This window comes from Egicoccus halophilus (assembly GCF_004300825.1).
GTDB lineage: Bacteria > Actinomycetota > Nitriliruptoria > Nitriliruptorales > Nitriliruptoraceae > Egicoccus > Egicoccus halophilus.
The window spans coordinates 2,827,954-2,845,865 of the sequence record NZ_CP036250.1 but is presented as its reverse complement, the minus strand read 5'-3'; the positions used below and the strand labels follow the sequence as shown (position 1 = coordinate 2,845,865).

The window sequence follows — 17,912 nt, the reverse complement described above, 5'->3', positions numbered from 1 at the left end:
CTCGACCGCCCGCGTCGCTTGCCGGTCGCCCAGGTGCAGCGCGACGCGTACGACCCGGATGGCCGTCAGCCGGGCGTCAGCGGTCGTCGCCGCTCAGGCGGTGAGGAGCAGGCCGGCGGGCACGACGTGTCGAGGTGTTGCTGCAGCACGGCGACGGCGAGGTCGAGGTCGTAGTGCCCGGGCCGTCCCACTGGAGCGGCTCCAGAGGACGTCGGCGCGGTGACCGGCCGAAACCGTCGTCGTCCCGTGGATACGCGTCGCCGTCGACGTTCGTCCTCCGATCGTCGCCGTCCAATCCGTCGCTGACATCGCCGCCACCTCCGGGCCCTCGCGGGTGCGTCCGCTGATCGGCCGCGAGGCGATGACCTGCCCGAGCGCCTCCGTGGTGGGGGCGGTCGGACCGGCATGCGGGAGGTGGTGGCCGTCGACGGTGCGGAACGTGTGCGAGCCGGTCGGGTCGACCGTGATGCGGAGCGGCCGTCCCCGGTCGTGGAGCCGGTGCAGGTGCCGGTGGTGGAAGGCGCACAGGGTGACGAGGTTGGCGCGCTCGGTCGGACCGCCGTCGGCCCAGTGCAACACGTGGTGGACGTGGAGGTTGCGTCGGCTGACACAGCCGGGGAAGCGGCAGCGACCGGCATCGCGGAGCAGCACGCTGCGCCGGAACGTCGCGTGCAGGGTGCGTCGACGACGGCCGACGTCGACGGGTCCGCCTGCCCGTCGTCGTGCTGCCCGTCGTCGTGCTGCCCGTCGTCGCGCGCGAGGATGGCGAGCGCCTCGTCCTCCGACGCCCGACCGTGGCCGAACACCTGGGAGGAGGGTCGCGGGGAGGCGGTCGGCTCGTTGACGAAGAGCGCGGCGACGAAGGGCGGCGACGAGGGCACCCCGGACGAGAACGACGCACGAGCGCCTGCTCGCGGTCGAGTCGTACCGCGTCCCTCGTCACCGCGTCCCTCGTCGCGGCGGCCGTCGGCGAGGGCCGGCCCCACCACTGCTCGACGAGGTCGTGCAGCGGGCCGGTGGCCGTGGCGAGCCGGAGCGCGCTGCTCTCGAGCGAGACGAGCCAACGGCGGTAGCCCTCGTCGGCGAGGTCTCCGTGGCGCATCCCCGGCACGAGCAGCCGCCGTGCCAACACCGGCGCGGTCGGCATCTCGCTCGACAGCAGTGTCCGCCACTGGGCTTCGATGTCTCGCCGTAGGTGGTGAGCAACGCCCAGTCGTCGGGTCCGCGCAGATCGTCGAGCCTCTGGCCGTCGGTGATGGTCAGCACCGCGGGTCCATCCGCGCCGAGGCGGACGTCGTCGGTCGCGACGACCCAACGCGGCAACTCGAGAGCACACGAGCGGTCGACCAGGAGCGCCCGGGCGTCGGCCAGGGGCCCGCACGGTGCCGGGACGGCCCGCCACACCTGCGCCAGCTCGCCGTGGTCCCAGCGCTCCTCGTCGATGCCGTCCACGTCCGACCCCTCGCCACTCGGCCTCGACCTCGACGATAATGACCCCGTGCGCGTGGATGGGCGCCGCCGACGGACGGCGCTCGGACCGGCGCTCGGACCGGGCGCTCAGACCAGGCCGAGGGCGGCGGCGCCGGCCATCCCCAGCAACGACACGGCGAGCAGCACGACGGTGAGCCGTTCGGGCACCGTGCGCCATGCGCGGTCGCGTACGACGAGCACGACGGCCGCGACGAACGCGACGGCACCGACCAGGTGCAGTACCGGGCCGGAGCCGGAAAGCAGCAGGGGGTTGCCCTCCACGGGCAGGAACGGCTGCTGGTCCGCGTGCATGAGTGCATCGATGAGCACGTGCAGCAGCGCACCGGCGACCCCGGAGCTCACCGCGCTCCTGCGGGTCAGGTCGTAGCTTCCGCCGAGGAGCCGACCGAGTCGTCCGGAGGCGAGCCACAGCAGCCAACCGGTCACCGCGCCGAGCAGCGCCGCGCCCAGCAGCGTGTGGCTGAGCCCGTGCGGCGGCCGGTCCAGTCCGGCGACCAGCACCACGACGGGTTCGACGTCGACCGCGAAGTTCGCGAGCAGGAAGGCCGGCACGTCGAGGTGGTGGCGCGCCGGCCAGGCGACCACGAGGCTGGGCGGCAGGTGGAACGGTGTCGAGGGCATGTGGGCCATCCGTGGTGGCAGCGGCGCGAAGCGAAGCCGCTCAGCCGTCGGTGCGGCTGAGGATGGCGCGGTAGCAGACCCCGGCGACCGCCAGTCCGGCCAGCGCAGGAGGGATGTTCCAGAGCGACGACACCTGCTCGATCTCCCGACCGGTGACGCGCGCAGCGACGAACACCACCATGCCGAGCGCGTTCGAGGTCATGAGCCCGGTGAACAGGGCGAGTCCCGCAGCGCCCAGACGCTCTGCGGCGCTCGGCGGTCCAGCACCCTGCCCCACCCCCAGCAAGGCGTTCGACTCCTTCTCCGCTCGTACCGCCCCGGCGTACATGTGCAGGAGGAAGATGCCGAGCAGGATCCCGAAGACGGTCCCGACGGCGACGAAGCCCGCCCACTGGTCCCGGTCGCCGAACTGGCGCACCGCGAGGCCGCTCACGAGGGCCGTCACCGCGAGCCCGGCGGCGAATCCCATGATGGTCCGGCGCATCACTCGGGCCCGGGCGACGGTGATGGCGGCCAGCTCGGGATCCTCGACCGCTCGGCCATGCATGAGTGCGTCGGCGACCTGGTGCTGCCGGATGCCGTCGAGGGCTTCGAAGTCGCGAGGAGTCTGCGCCATGGCGAGCAGGCTACGCTGCCGACACCAGGCGGCCAGGCGTGCGAACGGTCCCTCGGACCCGCGCCGTCCGACGAGTTGTCGTCGTCTGCGGCGACACCAGGAGGGCGCGGATGGGGCCCTACGGGAACCGGGCGCTGCTACGCGCGTTGCTTGTGGGCGGAGCGGGTTCCGGCCTTCTCGTCGTGTCGTACCTGGTCGAAGCCCGGATGCTGTCGTTGGTGCTCAACATCGCCGCGCTGATCCTGATGACACTCGGGATCGTGCGGTTCTTCGCACCGGGAAGGCCGCTGAGCAGGACTACCGGGAGGGCACGTAGCGGGCGTTGGGCCCGGTGGTCGGAGTTCCCCGTGGGGGCGTCCCCTCGGCCCTGCCGCGGCGCGGACGTGGACGGCCGGCTTTGCTTCACCGCCCGACCGTCTCAGCCTTCCGCTGAGGTCACGTTCCACCGGATCTCGGCAGTCAGCGGTGATGGACTGGCCCGGCAGTTCGGCGGGCGATGGTCGTCTCTCGGCGAAGGGCAGCGTGTAGATACGGCAGCGAAACCGATGCAGAGCCGCACACTGACCCCTCGCCTCATCCAGAACCCCCGACTCGCTGACCTGTGCCCGTAGGACGCCATCCCCGTACGGGTAGTTCCATGACGATACAAGCCACCTGTGCCGACGGAAGCGCTCATGGCTACAACGCCCGGATCCACCAGGCCGTTGCGGCGGTTACGCACAGGTAAGATTAGCGCCTGCACTTGACGGCGTTCAGCTTCTACACTTACGCTCATGAAGCGACGTGACCTCCTCCGACAGCTCCGCGATGCCGCCAACGAAGCGGGTCTGGAGTTCGCGTCGTTGCGCAACGCCGGAGGTCACGAGGTCTTCTCACTCGACGGCCTGCGCATCCCGATCCCGAACCACCGTGAGATCGCAGAAGGCACCGCGCGATCGATCATGCGGCAGGCGGCAATCAAGCTCGGAGAGGAGTGGTGGACGTGAATACCTACCGCGTCACCGCCACCCGTGACGGCGACTGGTGGTCGCTCGTGGCGTCTGATGTCCAGGGACGCGAGGTCGCCTCCCAGTCGCGCCGCCTCGACCAGGCGGACGCCGCTATCCGCGAGGCGATCGCGCTGGTCCTCGACGTCGACGGCGATGCGTTCGAGCTCGCCATCCTGCCCGACCTCCGTCACGTCGACGTGTCCGACGACACGCTCGAGGCCCTCGAGCTCCGTCGTGCCTTGACCGAGCTCAGCGTCCAAGCGCGCCGCCGGACACCTGCAGCGGTCGCCGAACTCCGGGCGGCAGGGCTGACCGTGCGCGATGTCGCGCAACTCTTGGGCGTGACGCCGTCGCGGGTCTCCCAGATCGAAAGGCAGGCCCACCTGGTCAACTCCGCCTAACGCCGGTGTTCTTCACCGCTTGCGGGACGCGTCAGCGGGTGTCGTCGGCGAGTTCGTCGCGGCGGGAGATCTGCGGCCAGTTCTGCGGTTCGTCGGTCCACCCGAACGTCCACGGCAGGGGGATCTCGGTCCGTCGGGTGAGGCCGAGCGTGCGGTAGGTCACGGTCACGGTGTCGATCACCCTGTGGCTGCCCCGCACCGTTCGAGCTGATGGGGTGCAGGTCGGCGTACGCCCGCGAGTCCACCTTCGCGGACGAGGCTCGCCCGGTGTGAGCAGCGGACACCTGTAGAACACGCCCGTTGAGTCACTCGACGGGAGCGTTCAGGCGGCTCGGGAACCGTCTCCCGCGGCAGGCGGAGCGGTGACGAGCATGGTCCGGTTGGTGCGTTGGCGGAGCGTGTGGCAGGTGGTTGACTGGCGCGGACGGCGGTTCCCGACCGTTCAGGCATCGGCCGCCTCTTCGCGTCGGGCGACGCGCTTGACCCGCCAGCCGAGCGGAAGCGACACCAGTGCGGTGGCGGCCACGGCGGCACCCGTGAAGCCTGCATTGGGAGACGCGACCGCTTCGACCGTGACCAGGGCAGCGGCGATGATCAGCGGCCAGAAAGGGGTGTTCTGCCGCTCGTCTCGCACCAGGGTGGTGATGACGTCGAACCCGATCCAGCTCAGGGCCACGACGATGAAGGCCGGGTTCGTTCCGTGCAGATCGAGCCGGCCGATCCACCCACTGACGACGAGGGCAGCGATCCAGGCCACCAGCGCGACGGCGGCGCCGTCCAAGGCAGTCCGATCGGGCCGTCTGGAAGACAAGGCCGCATGCGCGAGCCCGGTCGCCGCCACGAAGGCGAAGGCGACCGTGCTGGCCGGATCCTGCAGGGAGCCGGACGCCACGATGTCGACGATCAGGCAGAGCAGGAGGATCGAGGCAGGCACGTTCTGCAGACAGCGCCACGCGGGCCGAGACACGCCAGGTGTCGGACACCAGTCTCGGTGCCATGAGTGGTGCGAGGACCACGACACTGGCCCAGGCAGCGTTGCCCAAGCCGAACGCGGCCGCTGCGGCGACGATCATCGCCAGGCTGAGTCCCAGTCCCCAGCGCCCGCTGATCCAGTTCTGTCTGTACACACGGTCCCCGACGCTCGTGAAGGGAGAGGAAATCAGCGAGACTCGGTCACCATCGCCAGCGCGGGACCGGCCCCGCTTCGCGGCCCTCGCGTTGCTGGTCCCATGCCCGAACCGTCGGCGCGTGCGCCGCTTGTCTGCAGCGCAACTCGGAACCGAGCGCTGCTGGCGGCCCTGGGGACACCCGTACCGTCGAGCATGATGCTCGACCGGCGCCGCTCCAGCATGAACGGTGGACTCGGTCGGTCGTACTGAGTACGTCGCGGGACGCAATCGCCGGCCGCTGCTCCACCGTCCTCGCAGCGCGCATCTCCGGGTGCCGACTCGGCCAGGCGGGCTGCCCATGAATGATGCCGAGGGCTCGCCATGGGTAGGGCAACGAGTCGGTGCTCCGGCCCTGCCGCATGCGCCATTGAAGAGCAACAGGCAGGTCACAACGCCCGTAAGTCGACCACCCGCCGGCGGCGGTTTCGCGCTCGTGGGACTGGATCTCCTGTGGCCCGAACATCGGTGCCGTGGTCGCAGTTGAACAGGCACGGGCTCGTGACTCTCCGGGTCGGCAGCGACCTACCGTGACACGGGCCTGCGGGCCTGCGCCGTGCCGTGGCGCGACTTCCCGTTGTGTGGTGCTCGTCCTGGCCGACGGGTGCACCGGCTGCTGGCTCCGGAACGATTCGCGACGGCGAGCGGTAGCTGCATCCGCACCCTGTCGGCCCGAGAAGGAGTTGCCGTGGACCAGCGGCCTGAAGCATCACCCGTCGTCGTCGGCGATCGGCTGATCCTGTGGACGGTGCGCTTCACGGCGCTGGGCCTCACGGCCAGCTGGCTCGTGACGCTCGCGGAGCTTCTCGGCGTCATCACCTTCCTCGAACCCGTCCCGACCAGTGACTCCATCCTCTTCGTCGCGGCCGGGGCCTGGGTCCTCTACTGGTGGGGGTTCCGGCTCGCGCTCCGTGTCGAGCTCCGGGCAGACGACACCCTGGTCTGGCACTGCGCACTTCGACGCGGCGAGATCCCGCTCGAGGACGTTCTCGCCGTGCGGTCCACCCTGCTGCTGCTGTCCAACGTCATCCGGCACCGCCGGGGCCGCGTGCTGGTGTTCGGCATGCAGGAGGGCTTCCCGCAGTTGGTCACAGAACTCAAGCGCCGTAACCCCGCCGTGAAGGGCGAACTCCCCGGCTGGATGCTGCAACTGGACCGCGTCCTGCGCGGACTGCTCCGGCTCCCTCCCTGGCGATGGCTCCCGGGTCCCGGCAACGTCGGGCGTTAGCCACCTCCCAGCGGCGAGGAGCGCGCGAGGGCCACCGGCGACGGCCCTTCCGCACGCCACCGCAACCGCTACATCACCGTTGTCGGGTCAGATCGCGAGCGGTGCCCGGGCTTCTGACTCGTATCAGAAAGTGGACGCTTGGCTCGCAACGCCTCTCGCTGGTCCTGTGTCAGGCCGCACATGTGCGGTGACGGCCAGCCAGGCCGCTGAGGGCCGGCCATACTGGCCTGTCTCTGCGCGACGTGCGCCGGAAAGATGATTGATGTTCTACGTGTTCGTGTACGAGACGACCATGCGCATGCCGCCAGCGCTGATCCTGCCCCTCGGCATGATGCTTGCTGGCGCTACGGTCGCTGCAACCTTGCATCTGTGGCGCCATACCGGTTACCCGACCGCCGGAAAGCTCGTCTGGCAACTGGCGATTCTCGGCCTGGTCGTCGGGGTGGCCCACCTCGAACAAGGTGCGCGGGGTGGTATACCCGTCGGCGCGATCGCCTATCTGATCTTCGCACGCCAGGGCCCATTTCGCCGCCGGATTCGCGGAGCCGTCCGAGAAGGGTCGTCCTCGACCGAGCAGAACCCCGGGACCCAAGATCAGAGGTTATGACCTCTCTCCCGGATCAATCCGGTCGACGCTTTCGTCATCACCGCCTGCGCCGACAAGACCGAGACCGGCGGTAATCGATCAGCAGAGCACAACGCCCGGATCTCTACTCGGATCCGGCGATGTACTGGGCGATGGCGTAGGTGGCGTGGCGGTCGAGGCTGTGGCGGTTGCGGTCGTAGCGCATGGTGGTCTTGGGGTCGGCGTGGCGGGCGAAGTCCTGCACGTCACGCAAGTGGGCTCCGGCGTTGAGGGCGGCGGTGATCGCGGCGTGCCGCAGCGTGTGAGGGGTCATCCGCCGAGAGATGCCCGATTCGCGGGCGAGGCGCGCGACGGCGGCGGCGGCGTTGTTGCGTGACATGCGGTTGCCCCACTGGTTGCGCAGGAGCGGTCCGTGGTCGCGGTCGTCGACGGCTTGTTCGACCGCGGCGCGGGTGCGTGGGGCGAGGGGGATGGTGGCGTCCTTGTCGCCTTTGCCGTGGATGGTCACGGTGTGGTGCCAGCGTTCCTCGGCGAGGTCGTCGATGTCGATGCCGCAGACCTCCGAGACTCGCAGGCCGTTGAGTAGCAGCAGGCATGCCATCGCGTAGATGGCTCCGCCGGTCTGCTCGGCGGTGTTGAGCCAGTCCGCGAGCTCGTGGCGGGTCAGCCGGGTCTGCCGCGGGGTCTCGTCACGCGAGGGGCGGCGGACCGCGGCGATGGGGGTGGTGTCAAGTTGGCCGGTCTGGACGAGCCAGCGGTAGAACGACGCCAGGACCGAGATGCCGTGGCAGACGGTGTTGATCGATGCGACTTGCTGTTCGAACCAGCGCAGGTACAGCTCGACGTGGGTGCGTTCGACCTGAAGCGGGTCGAGCTGGTGGGCGGTGCACCAGGCGAACCAGCGGTGTAGCTGCTGCAGGTAGGAGCTGCGGGTGTTGGCGTTTCGGTAGCCGGCGAGGAACGCGCCGGTCAGACGGTGCAGACGGATCTCGGCGGAGGGGTCGAGGACGGTCACGGTGACATCGGTCACGTCGGGGCTCCGGGCCGCGGCACGCACGTCACACGGCCCGTCACGACCCAAGACCTCACAGCCGCTGTTGGCGAGCCCCAACAGCTCCCGCTTTCGTGTACACAGTGAGGTACGCTTCGGGCATGCCGAAGACCGTGCCTGTCCGTGAGTTCCGCACCCACCTCGCCGAGCTGCTCGACGAGGTGGCTGACCGTCGTGAGCACGTCACCGTCACACGACGTGGCCGACCCGCAGCGGTGCTGGTCCCGGTCGACGAGTACGAAGCACTGGAGGAGACGGCCGAGATCCTCTCCGACGAGCCCACGCTCGACGCGATCCGCCGCGGTCTCGACGACCTGGCGGCCGGCGAGGTTGTCTCGCTGGACGAGGTCCGTGCCGAGCACGCCGCCCGTGACCGCTCGTAGTGGCACGGGTCTTCCTCACCCGCATCGCGCGGGAGGCCTTGGCCGCGCTCGACTACCTGCGCGCTGACGCGGTTCTGGATGCGCTCGGTGAGCTCGAACGCGATCCGCACATCGGCCACGAGCTACGCGGACGGCTCACCGGGCTTCGGTCCTACCGGGTCGGCGTCTACCGCATCATCTACGAGATCCGAGACGACCGCACCGTGCGCGTGGTCGCCATCCGGCACCGCGGCAACGCCTACGAGGCAGACCCGCGATAGCCCCCGCTGGGGACTACTCGCAACGCCCGGATTGACCTGGATGAGTGCAGCGGTGCTCAGCCGGCTTCGGTCGACAGATCGGCCTGGCCGGCGTTTCGGCGGTGACCATCCCTGACTATGGCCAGGTTGGCCGGCAGCTCCGCAGGATCAGGAAGGCGGTCGCGGTCGATGGCGAGCAGCATTCGGAAGGGGATCGCCATGTCCAAGCAGTCAGGTGCCTCCTCGGTGGTGTGCAACTCGACGGTCGCCGGTTCAGGGAGCTGCACGTCGGTCACCGCTTGGGCGCACGTGGCCTCACCACCCCACCACAGCGCGACCACCTGGCTGTCGAAGTCGACGCCATCTAGGTTGCCGTAGATCCCTTCATCGAAGGGCTTGCCCCGGCGACGCGGGAGATCGTCCGGGACATGTTCGTCCCACAGGAGTGCGGCCGTATCCCGGTCCAAGGCGAGCTCGAGAGTGACGACGGCTACCTCCTCGTTCGCGACGGGCGGGGATCCGGCTGGCATCTCGTACCTCTTGGCGAGCGTTTGGACGGGCCCGCGTTGACCGAGCCAACCCTCGAGCAGGCCGTAGCCGGCCAGTGCCAAGCTCAAAGTCAGCACGGCTGCCACGACGAACCGGCTCGTCCGCATCGCGTCCTCTCTCTTCTGCGGGTTGGACGAGGACGATCCACGCCCGGTTCCCGCAGCCCGGCATACAGGAGGTCGGCAGTGCCGATCGCCGAGTAGGCACAACGCCCGTTCGCTGGGCCTTCGCCGAGGGCCGTAGCTCGACTCGTAGAACGCCGCGAAGGTGTCGGCGTCCTGCACGGCTCCTCTCATCCCACCAGAACGACTCCTACCACGGCGGATCGGTTCCACACGCCAACGCCCCGCTGCTCGCATCCGCCACCGTCGTCGCGGCACGACGCCGCTGTGCGCACCCCGCCGAGGCCAACTCCACCACACCCACCGCCGGACTCACCGGGAGCTGAGTGCGAGTTGGCGGGACAGGGCGACGAGGTCGCCCTCGGCGTCCCAGACCTCGCCGTCCTCCTCGAGATAGCCGTTGGTGATCGCCTGGGTCGTCAGGCGGGAGGTGACGTAGCCCGGGGCGGGCCGCTTGCGGACCTGCACGGTCAGCTCGATCGTCGGCACCCACCCGAGCCGGCTGTCGCCGGTGTTGAACACCGCCGGCGGGTAGCAGTCGGTCACCACCAGCACCCCGAGCGGATCGAGGTCGGCGTCGTCGGCCCAGCGCAGGTGCCCGCCCATCTCGCCGCGACCCAGCGGCCGGCCCTGGCTCCAGCCGAGCATCTCGGGCGGCATGCGGTGGTCGAAGCGTTCCAGGATCGGCGGCGCGGGGAACCCGCCGGCGGCCGCCTGCGCCAACGCCGCCCCGGTCGCGTCGACGCAGTCACCCACCGGCGGGTAGGCCGGAGCCGACCGATCGACACGGCTCGGTCCGTCGGCCGCGGCGAGGTCGCCGAAGGTGGCCAGTGCCCGCAGGGTCTCGCGGCCGTCCTGCCGCAGGCGCGCCTGTACGGTGGAGTGGCGCCGTCCGCGGCGGATCACCTCCACCTCGAGGTCCACCTCGCCGGGCACGGTGGGCGCCAGGAAGTGTCCGGTGATGGTGACGGGGTCGGGGTGGGGGACCGGCTCACGCATCGCGCGGGCCGTCAGGGCCAGGACGTAGCCGCCGTTGGGCGCCCCGCCGGGGATGACGGCCCAACCGTCGTCGATGCGGCCGCGGTAGCGGCCCTCGTCGACGACCACCACCGCCGTGTCCTGCTCGAAGCGGGTCTGCCCCATCTCGACTCCTGTCGGTGCTCGCTCGTCGCGGACGCTAGACGGCGCGCGCGTTGACACCGGGCCGGCGGGCGTGATGCACTTCGTCCACCACACGCCTGCCGCTGGGGGAAGCCGGTCCGAGTCCGGCGCTGACCCGCAACCGTAGGCCGCGGTCCGGACCCCCGTGGTCCGCGAACGCGGCGAGCCGGAGTACCCACGGTGGACGCGCGGCTCCATTGCTACCCGTCGAGGACTGCGGGGCGGAGCCCGGACGCAGCGGTCCGAGCCACCTCCCGCCCTCCACGCGCACCCGCGCGTCGGAGGGCGGCGTCGTGTCGAAGTGCCGCCCGGGGGACGACCGCACGTGCGCCTCGACCATCGAGAGGACACCGAATGCGCATCCTGCGAGGTGGAGGTCGGGGCATCGTCGCCGGCACCGCCGTTGCGGCTCTGCTCGTGCCGACCACCGCGGTCGCCCAGACCGCGGACACTCCCGCTCCCGCTCCCGTTGCCGAGACCGCGTCCGACGCGGCCGGTGCCTGGCTCGCCGGCCAGCTCGTCGAGGGCGAACGGATCGAGACCACCTTCGACGGCTCCTCCTACGTCGACCACGGGTTGACGGCGGACACCGTCTACGCCCTCGCGGGTGCCGGGGTCGCCGGCGCCGACATCACGGCGGCGACGGACTGGCTCGCGACCCAGGTCGTCCAGTACGCCGGTGATGGCGAGGAGGAGGCCTATGCCGGGGCGACCGCCAAGCTGATCCTGGTCGCCGAGACGGCGGGCCGGGACGCGACCGACTTCGGCGGAGTCAACCTCGTCGAGCGCCTGCAGGACCGTCAGGACGTGCTCGGCCGCTACCGCGACGTCTCGCCGTGGGGCGACTACAGCAACGTGCTGACCCAGTCGCTGGCGCTGATCGCCCTGGAGCGCGCGACCGACGAAGGCCCGTCTGACGCCGCGGTCGAGCTGCTGGTCGACACCGCCTGCGAGAACGGTGGCTACCCGAGTTCGTTCCCGACCGACACCTGCACCTCGGACGTGGACGCCACCGGCTTCGCCGTGCAGGCGCTGCTCGCGGTCGGTGCGGACGACGCGGCCGACGCGGCGGTCGACTGGCTGCTCGACGAGCAGGCTGACGACGGCAGCTTCGGTGGTCCGGAGGCCGCTGCCAACAGCAACTCGACCGGGCTGGCCGCCGTCGCGCTGGTTGCCGCCGGTGAGCTCGAGGCCTTCGAGGCCGCGGCCGAGTGGCTGGCCACGGTGCAGTACGCCTGCTTCGAGGCCGACGCCGGCGCCATTCCCTTCACCTTCGACGAGGCCGGTGACCTGACCCGGGCGACCGCGCAGGCGCTGCCCGGCCTGAGCGGCGTGCCGCTGACGGAGACCACCATCGACAGTGCCGTCGCCGGAGCGCCGAACCCGTCCTGCCTGCGCTTCCCCGACGTGGTCCCCGGCAGCGCGCACGCGCAGAGCATCGCCGTGCTCGACGCAGCCGGCATCATCGCGGGTCGCACCGACGGAACGTTCGCGCCTCGCGCCGGCGTCACCCGCGGCCAGCTCGCGAGCTTCCTCGGGCGCGCCTCGGGGATCACGCCCGCGAGTGGCCCGACCCGGTTCACCGACGTCCCGGCCAACGCCACCCACGCCGGCTACATCGAGGCGCTGGCGGAGGAAGGGATCGTGTTCGGGTACTCGGACGACACGTTCCGTCCCGGTCAGCTCGTCCGTCGTGACCAGTCGGCGGCGCTGATCGCCCGTTGGCTGGACCTCGACCCGGTCGACACCGACCGGTTCACCGACATCGCCGGGATCCAGCACCGTCAGCAGATCAACGCGCTGCGGGACGCCGAGGTGGCGTTCGGCACCGGCGACGGCACCACCTTCACCCCGGGCGCGACGATGCGCCGTGACCAGGTCGCGTCGCTGCTGTGGCGCGCGCTGCAGGTCGCGGACGCCTCGTGACGCTCGGTTCCCGGCTCCACCCGGCGCGGTCGCTCGTCGTCGCCCTGGCCCTCGTGGCCGGGGCGGTGGTGGGCGCCGCGCCGGCGCCCGCCGTCGCCGCCGACGAGTGCGACGGCGTCTGGGTCGTGATCGACGCGACTCGCCTCGGCGGCAGCGTCCGCACCGCCTGCGCCCCGGGCTCGCCGTCGAGCGGCCTGGACGCGCTGCGCCGGGCGGGCGTCGACTACACGTTCGTGCCGCGCCAGCCCGGCATGGTCTGCACGATCGAGGGTCGGCCCGACCCGTGCAACGGCGCGCCCGCGGACGCCTACTGGTCCTACTGGCACGCCCCCGCGGGCGGGAGCTGGTCCTACAGCAACCGTGGGGCCGGCAACCGCACGCCGCAGAAGGGGACGGTCGAGGGCTGGGCCTTCGGTGCCGGCGAGCAGCCCGGCCGCCGGCCGCCGGCCGCTGCGGCCGCCCCGACGCCCACGCCGACGCCGACGCCGACGCCGACGCCGACGACCTCGCCGACGCCGACGCCGACGACCTCGCCGACGCCGACGCCGACGACCTCGCCGACCACCACGCCGTCGCCGGGCCGGACCCCGTCCCGTGACGCCGGTGCGTCGGGCGGCACGGGCTCGGGTGGGAACGGCACCGGATCGGGTGGCAGCTCGAACTCCGGTTCGACCTCGGGTGCGAGCTCCGGCTCGTCGTCCGGGTCCGTGCCGCAGCGGGCGACGGAAGCGGCGGACGCCGACGGACGGCCTCCGGCCGAGCGTCCCGAGGAACGCGACGCGGCGCCGGGGACCGGTCCGGGCACCGGAAGCACCCCGTCGGGCGACCGCGCCAGCGGTGACGGCGGTGATGGCGGCACCCCGGACGGCAACGGCTCCGAGGACGGAGACGGGGGCGGGGTTCCCGACGAGGCTGCCGACCCCGACGATGCGCCGACCGATGCCGACGACCGCGCCGCCGAGGAAGCCCGGGACACCGAGGGAGCCCGGGACACCGAGGGAGCCCGGGACACCGAGGGAGCCCGGGACGAGGAGGACGACCTCGTCGCCGTCGGCCTCCCCGCCGACGGCGCCGGTGGTGTGCCCGTCGGTGCCATCGCCGGTGGGGTGCTCGTGGCGGGCCTCGCCGGTGCCGGCGTGCTGCGCGCCCGGCGTCGCGACGACCTCGGTGATGCCGCCTGATGGACGGCCCCGGCCAGCGTCGGCGACCGGCACGGCCTCTGCTGCCACGCCCCCTGCACCCGGGGGCGTGGTGGCTGTGGGCGCTCGGCCTGGCCACCGTCGCGACCCGGACCTTCAACCCGCTGCTGCTCGGCCTCGTGCTGGTGGTGGCCGGCTACGTCGTGGCGGCCCGCCGCACCGCGGCACCGTGGGCGCGTTCCTTCGCGATGTTCCTCAAGCTCGGGCTGGTCGTGCTCACGATCCGCCTCGTCTTCCAGGTCGTGCTCGGCGTCGCGCAGGGCGACACGCTGCTGTTCACCCTGCCCGAGGCGGACCTGCCCGACTGGGCCGCCGGCGTCACCCTCGGCGGTTCGGTCACCCTCGAGTCGGTCGTCGCCGCGTTCGTCGACGGGCTGCGCCTGGCGACCATCCTGGCCTGCGTGGGCGCAGCGAACGCGCTCGCCAATCCCAAGCGACTGCTCGCGTCGATGCCCTCGGCGCTGTACGAGATCGGGGTCGCGGTGGTGGTCGCCCTGTCGTTCGCGCCGTCGCTGGTGGGCAGCGTGCAGCGCATCCGGGCGGCACGGCGGCTGCGGGGCCGACCCGACCGCGGTCTGCGCAGCGTGCTGTCGGTCGCGCTGCCGGTCGTCGAGGACGCGCTCGAGCGGTCGTTGGCGCTGGCCGCGGCCATGGACTCCCGTGGGTACGGCCGCCGGGCGGACGTCCCCGTGCGCGTCCAGCGGCTCACGGGGGTGCTCACGCTGACGGGACTGCTCGGCACCAGCGTCGGCGTCTACGGCATGCTCGACACGGGCAGTCCGGTGCTGCTCGGCCTGCCCGCGCTCGTGTTCGGGCTGGTCGCCGGGCTGACCGGGGTGCGCCTCGCCGGTCGGCGCACCGTCCGCAGCCGCTACCGGCCCGACCCGTGGGCGGCGCCCGAACGGCTGACCGCCGGGGTCGGCGTCCTCGCCGCCGTGGCCGCGTTCGTCGGTGGGATGCTCGATCCGGTCTCGCTCGAGCCGGCGTTCGTGCCGCTGACCGCGCCGTCGCTGCCGCTGGTGCCCACCCTCGGGCTGCTGGCGGCACTGCTGCCGGCGTGGCTGACACCGCCGCCGACGTTGTCCGGCGGGAACGGCGAGGGCACCGGGAGCCACGCGGTCGGCGCCGACCCGGGCGACCGCACCGCTGCCGGGAGCGGACCGCGCGTGGAGGTGCAGACGTGATCCGGTTCGAGCAGATGGGGGTGACCTACGCCGGGGCGGAGCGCCCGGCGTTGGCGAACGTCGACCTCGAGGTACCCGAGGGTGAGCTGTGCCTGGTCGTCGGGCGCACCGGCTCGGGCAAGTCGACGCTGCTGCGCACCGTCAACGGCCTGGTCCCACACTTCACCGGCGGCACGTTGCACGGACGGGTGACCGTCGCCGGCCGTGACACCCGCCTGCACCCGCCGCGCGAGCTCGCCGACGTGGTCGGGGTCGTCGGGCAGGACCCACGCTCCGGGTTCGTGACCGACGTGGTGGAGGAGGAGCTCGCCTACGGGATGGAGTCGCTGGGCCTGCCCGCCGACGTGATGCGCCGGCGGGTCGAGGAGACCCTGGACCTGCTCGGGCTGGTCGAGCTGCGCGACCGTCCCCTCGAGCAGCTCTCGGGAGGCCAGCGCCAGCGCGTCGCGATCGGATCGGTGCTGACCGTGCACCCGCGGGTGCTGGTGCTCGACGAACCCACCTCGGCGCTCGACCCGCCGGCCGCCGAGGAGGTGCTGGCGGCGCTGCAGCGGCTCGTGCACGACCTCGGGGTCACCGTCCTGCTGGCCGAGCACCGCCTCGAGCGGGTCGTGCAGTACGCCGACCGGGTCATCCACGTGCCCGGCGACGGTTCGGCCCTCCAGGTCGGGGAACCCGCCGACGTGCTGCGCACGACGCCGGTCGCACCGCCGGTGGTGGAACTCGGTCGGGTCGCCGGCTGGGACCCGCTGCCCCTGTCGGTCCGCGACGCCCGCCGCCGCGCACCGGAACTGCGCGAGCGCCTGGCCGCCCGGACGCGTCCGCCGCGCCGCCAGCCTCCGGCCACCGCGCCGATCGTCGCGGCCGTGCGCGACCTCAGCGTCCGGCTCGGCGCCGTCCTGGCCCTGCGTGAGGTGGACCTCGCGGTCGCCGCGGGGGAGGTCGTCGCCGTCATGGGACGCAACGGTGCGGGCAAGTCCACCCTGCTGCGCAGCCTGGTCGGCCTGCACCGCCCGCTGCAGGGCAGCGTCCGCGTCGCCGACGAGGACCCGGTGGCGCTCAGGCCCCGCCAGCTGCTCGGCCACGTCGGTCTGGTGCCGCAGGAGCCGGCGGACCTGCTCTACGCCGAGACGGTGGGGCAGGAGTGCGCCCAGGCCGACCAGGACGCCGGGCGGCCCGCTGGGACCTGCCGGGCGCTGCTCGAGCGGCTCGTCCCCGGCCTCGACGACGACCGTCATCCCCGTGACCTGTCCGAGGGGCAGCGCCTCGGCTTGGTGCTCGCGTTGGTGCTCGTCGCCGAGCCGCCGCTGCTGCTGCTCGACGAGCCCACCCGCGGGCTCGACTACCGGGCCAAGGAGCGCCTGGCCGCGATCCTGCGCGGCCTCGCCGAGGACGGCATTGCGATCGTGCTGGCGACCCACGACGTGGAGCTCGTCGCCGACCTCGCCACCCGGACCGTCGTGATCGCCGACGGCGAGGTGGTGGCCGACGGCCCGACCGACGAGGTCGTGGTCGGCTCGCCGGCGTTCTCGCCCCAGGTGGCCAAGGTGCTGGCGCCGGCCGTGTGGCTCACCCCCGCCGAGGTGGCGGGTGCCCTGGCGGTCGACGCGTGAGCGCGCCCGAGGTGCCCCGTCGGCCCCGTGACGGGTCGCGCTCGACCCGCGCGATCCGGCTGCGGCCGCGTGCCACCCTCGCCGTGCTGTTGGCGACGAGCATCGGGCTGGCGGCGTTCGCCTGGCCGCTGTTCGTCGACCCGGGGCTGGCCTCGGCGAACCTGCGTGACGCGCCGCTGCTCTTCACGCTGCTGTTGCCGCTGGTGCTGATGGTGGTGCTCAGCGAGATCGCCGACGGCGGCATCGACGCCAAGGCGGTGGCGATGCTCGGGGTGCTCACGGCCGTCGGTGCGGCGTTGCGCCCGCTGGGCACGGGCGTCGCCGGGTTCGAACCGGTGTTCTTCCTGCTCGTCCTCGCCGGTCGCGTCCACGGTGCCGGGTTCGGGTTCGTCCTGGGGGCGACCACGTTGTTCGCCTCGGCGTTGACGACCGGCGGGGTCGGGCCGTGGCTGCCGTTCCAGATGCTCGGTGCCGCCTGGGTGGGGGCCGGAGCAGGGCTGCTCCCGCCGCTGCGCGGTCGGGCGGAGTTGGCGATGCTGGCCGTCTACAGCCTGCTCGCCGGGCTGTTCTACGGACTGATGCTCAACCTGTCGTTCTGGCCGTTCGCCCTGCCCGAGACCACGGCGATCTCGTTCGTGCCCGGCGACCCGGTGGGCGACAACCTGCGCCGGTTCGTCGCGTTCACCCTCGCGACCTCGATGGGCTTCGACGTCCCGCGCGCCCTGGTCACCGCCGGGCTGGTCCTGCTGACCGGACGCCCGCTGCTGCGGGCCCTGCGGCGTGCTGCCCGCAAGGCCGCGTTCGACGCGCCCGTCGTCTTCGCCGACGACGTAGGGTCATCCGATGACGAACCTCGAGCGCCTTCCGGTCGGTGACGACGCGCCCGCCGTGGTCAACGTCGTGGTCGAGGTCTCGGTCGGCAGTCGCAACAAGTACGAGTACGACCCGGAACTGGGCGTGCTCGTGCGCGACCGGGTGCTCCCGGGCGCGGTCCGCTACCCGACCGACTACGGCTTCGTTCCCTCGACCACGGCCGCCGACGGTGACGCCCTCGACGTGGTCCTCGCCGCCTACGACGCGGCGGTGCCCGGCACGGTCGTCCGCGCGCGTCCCGTCGGTGTCCTGCACCTGGTCGACGCCTCGGGGGAGGACCGCAACCTCGTCGCGGTGCCCGACGACGACGACCGGTTCGCCGACATCACCGACATCGACGACCTGCCCGAGGCCAACCGGCGCGAGATCCGCCAGTTCTTCGAGACCTACAAGCAGCTCGAGGGCGACGACCGGGTCGAGGTCCGCGGCTGGCTCGACGCCGAGGCGGCCCGCCGGCTGGTGCACGACGCGATGCGGGCCTGACGCCCCGGCTCGACGCCCGGCCCGACGCCCG

20 protein-coding genes are annotated in these 17,912 nt (G+C 72.2%); 12 read left to right on the top strand and 8 right to left on the bottom strand.

What is annotated here, in order from left to right; genetic code table 11:
- Positions 1-93: 93 nt before the first annotated feature.
- From ELR47_RS19375 to ELR47_RS12830, 3 genes are all read right to left on the bottom strand, one after another.
- Entirely contained in the window at positions 94-651 is a 558-nt protein-coding gene (locus tag ELR47_RS19375; RefSeq protein WP_165404062.1) for an HNH endonuclease, read from the bottom strand.
- A 906-nt stretch (positions 652-1,557) separates the two neighbouring features.
- On the bottom strand, positions 1,558-2,112 hold the full coding sequence (locus tag ELR47_RS12835; RefSeq protein WP_130650260.1) for a metal-dependent hydrolase: 555 nt from the start codon (positions 2,110-2,112) through the stop codon (positions 1,558-1,560).
- A 40-nt stretch (positions 2,113-2,152) separates the two neighbouring features.
- A complete protein-coding gene (locus ELR47_RS12830; protein ID WP_130650259.1) occupies positions 2,153-2,728 on the bottom strand; it encodes a hypothetical protein in 576 nt (191 codons plus the stop codon).
- Between the two features lie 773 nt (positions 2,729-3,501).
- Between ELR47_RS12830 and ELR47_RS12825 the strand changes: the two genes are divergently transcribed.
- Both ELR47_RS12825 and ELR47_RS12820 read left to right on the top strand, forming a co-directional pair.
- Positions 3,502-3,714, top strand: coding sequence for a type II toxin-antitoxin system HicA family toxin (locus tag ELR47_RS12825; RefSeq protein WP_130650258.1), 213 nt, complete (start codon positions 3,502-3,504; stop codon positions 3,712-3,714).
- Entirely contained in the window at positions 3,711-4,118 is a 408-nt protein-coding gene (locus ELR47_RS12820) for a helix-turn-helix domain-containing protein (protein ID WP_165404061.1), read from the top strand. Before ELR47_RS12825 ends, ELR47_RS12820 begins: the two co-directional genes overlap by 4 nt.
- Positions 4,119-4,149: 31 nt before the next feature.
- Here the strand turns inward: ELR47_RS12820 and ELR47_RS18410 are convergent, their stop codons facing one another.
- Positions 4,150-4,299 (bottom strand): hypothetical protein, encoded by a 150-nt coding sequence (locus ELR47_RS18410; RefSeq protein ID WP_165404060.1) that lies wholly within the window; start codon positions 4,297-4,299, stop codon positions 4,150-4,152.
- A gap of 261 nt (positions 4,300-4,560) precedes the next feature.
- Complete coding sequence (locus ELR47_RS12815) at positions 4,561-5,052, bottom strand: hypothetical protein (RefSeq protein ID WP_130650256.1); 492 nt, start codon at positions 5,050-5,052, stop codon at positions 4,561-4,563.
- A gap of 920 nt (positions 5,053-5,972) precedes the next feature.
- On the opposite strand from ELR47_RS12815, the gene ELR47_RS12810 reads away from it, so the two are divergent.
- Together ELR47_RS12810 and ELR47_RS12805 are read left to right on the top strand one after the other, a co-directional pair.
- Positions 5,973-6,512, top strand: coding sequence for a hypothetical protein (locus ELR47_RS12810; protein WP_130650255.1), 540 nt, complete (start codon positions 5,973-5,975; stop codon positions 6,510-6,512).
- A gap of 262 nt (positions 6,513-6,774) precedes the next feature.
- Entirely contained in the window at positions 6,775-7,119 is a 345-nt protein-coding gene (locus tag ELR47_RS12805; protein WP_130650254.1) for a hypothetical protein, read from the top strand.
- A gap of 103 nt (positions 7,120-7,222) precedes the next feature.
- On the opposite strand, the gene ELR47_RS12800 is transcribed toward ELR47_RS12805, so the two are convergent.
- Positions 7,223-8,128 (bottom strand): tyrosine-type recombinase/integrase, encoded by a 906-nt coding sequence (locus ELR47_RS12800; RefSeq protein WP_130650253.1) that lies wholly within the window; start codon positions 8,126-8,128, stop codon positions 7,223-7,225.
- A gap of 122 nt (positions 8,129-8,250) precedes the next feature.
- Between ELR47_RS12800 and ELR47_RS12795 the strand changes: the two genes are divergently transcribed.
- Both ELR47_RS12795 and ELR47_RS12790 read left to right on the top strand, forming a co-directional pair.
- Positions 8,251-8,532: a type II toxin-antitoxin system Phd/YefM family antitoxin gene (locus ELR47_RS12795; RefSeq protein WP_130650252.1), complete on the top strand. Its 282-nt coding sequence runs from the start codon at positions 8,251-8,253 to the stop codon at positions 8,530-8,532.
- Positions 8,532-8,792 (top strand): type II toxin-antitoxin system RelE family toxin, encoded by a 261-nt coding sequence (locus ELR47_RS12790; protein WP_130650251.1) that lies wholly within the window; start codon positions 8,532-8,534, stop codon positions 8,790-8,792. Before ELR47_RS12795 ends, ELR47_RS12790 begins: the two co-directional genes overlap by 1 nt.
- 56 nt (positions 8,793-8,848) lie before the next feature.
- Here ELR47_RS12790 and ELR47_RS12785 read toward each other — a convergent pair whose 3' ends face one another.
- On the bottom strand, positions 8,849-9,406 hold the full coding sequence (locus ELR47_RS12785) for a hypothetical protein (protein ID WP_130650250.1): 558 nt from the start codon (positions 9,404-9,406) through the stop codon (positions 8,849-8,851).
- 348 nt (positions 9,407-9,754) lie between these two features.
- Positions 9,755-10,585, bottom strand: coding sequence for a thioesterase family protein (locus ELR47_RS12780; RefSeq protein WP_130650249.1), 831 nt, complete (start codon positions 10,583-10,585; stop codon positions 9,755-9,757).
- A 372-nt stretch (positions 10,586-10,957) separates the two neighbouring features.
- Between ELR47_RS12780 and ELR47_RS12775 the strand changes: the two genes are divergently transcribed.
- From ELR47_RS12775 to ELR47_RS12745, 6 genes are read left to right on the top strand one after another with little or no spacing between them, the layout of a single operon-like run.
- Entirely contained in the window at positions 10,958-12,529 is a 1,572-nt protein-coding gene (locus ELR47_RS12775; protein ID WP_130650248.1) for an S-layer homology domain-containing protein, read from the top strand.
- Entirely contained in the window at positions 12,526-13,710 is a 1,185-nt protein-coding gene (locus ELR47_RS18405; RefSeq protein WP_165404059.1) for a hypothetical protein, read from the top strand. Before ELR47_RS12775 ends, ELR47_RS18405 begins: the two co-directional genes overlap by 4 nt.
- Positions 13,707-14,912 carry an energy-coupling factor transporter transmembrane component T gene (locus tag ELR47_RS12760; protein ID WP_420811108.1) on the top strand — a complete coding sequence of 402 codons (1,206 nt, stop codon included), beginning with the start codon at positions 13,707-13,709 and terminating at the stop codon, positions 14,910-14,912. The genes ELR47_RS18405 and ELR47_RS12760 overlap by 4 nt, the downstream gene beginning before the upstream one ends.
- The gene (locus tag ELR47_RS12755; protein WP_130650244.1) at positions 14,909-16,525 is read left to right on the top strand and encodes an ABC transporter ATP-binding protein; all 1,617 of its coding nucleotides are present in this window, start codon (positions 14,909-14,911) and stop codon (positions 16,523-16,525) included. Before ELR47_RS12760 ends, ELR47_RS12755 begins: the two co-directional genes overlap by 4 nt.
- Positions 16,522-17,400 (top strand): ECF transporter S component, encoded by an 879-nt coding sequence (locus tag ELR47_RS12750; protein WP_229730683.1) that lies wholly within the window; start codon positions 16,522-16,524, stop codon positions 17,398-17,400. The genes ELR47_RS12755 and ELR47_RS12750 overlap by 4 nt, the downstream gene beginning before the upstream one ends.
- Entirely contained in the window at positions 17,369-17,881 is a 513-nt protein-coding gene (locus tag ELR47_RS12745) for an inorganic diphosphatase (protein WP_130650243.1), read from the top strand. The genes ELR47_RS12750 and ELR47_RS12745 overlap by 32 nt, the downstream gene beginning before the upstream one ends.
- Positions 17,882-17,912 lie beyond the last annotated feature (31 nt).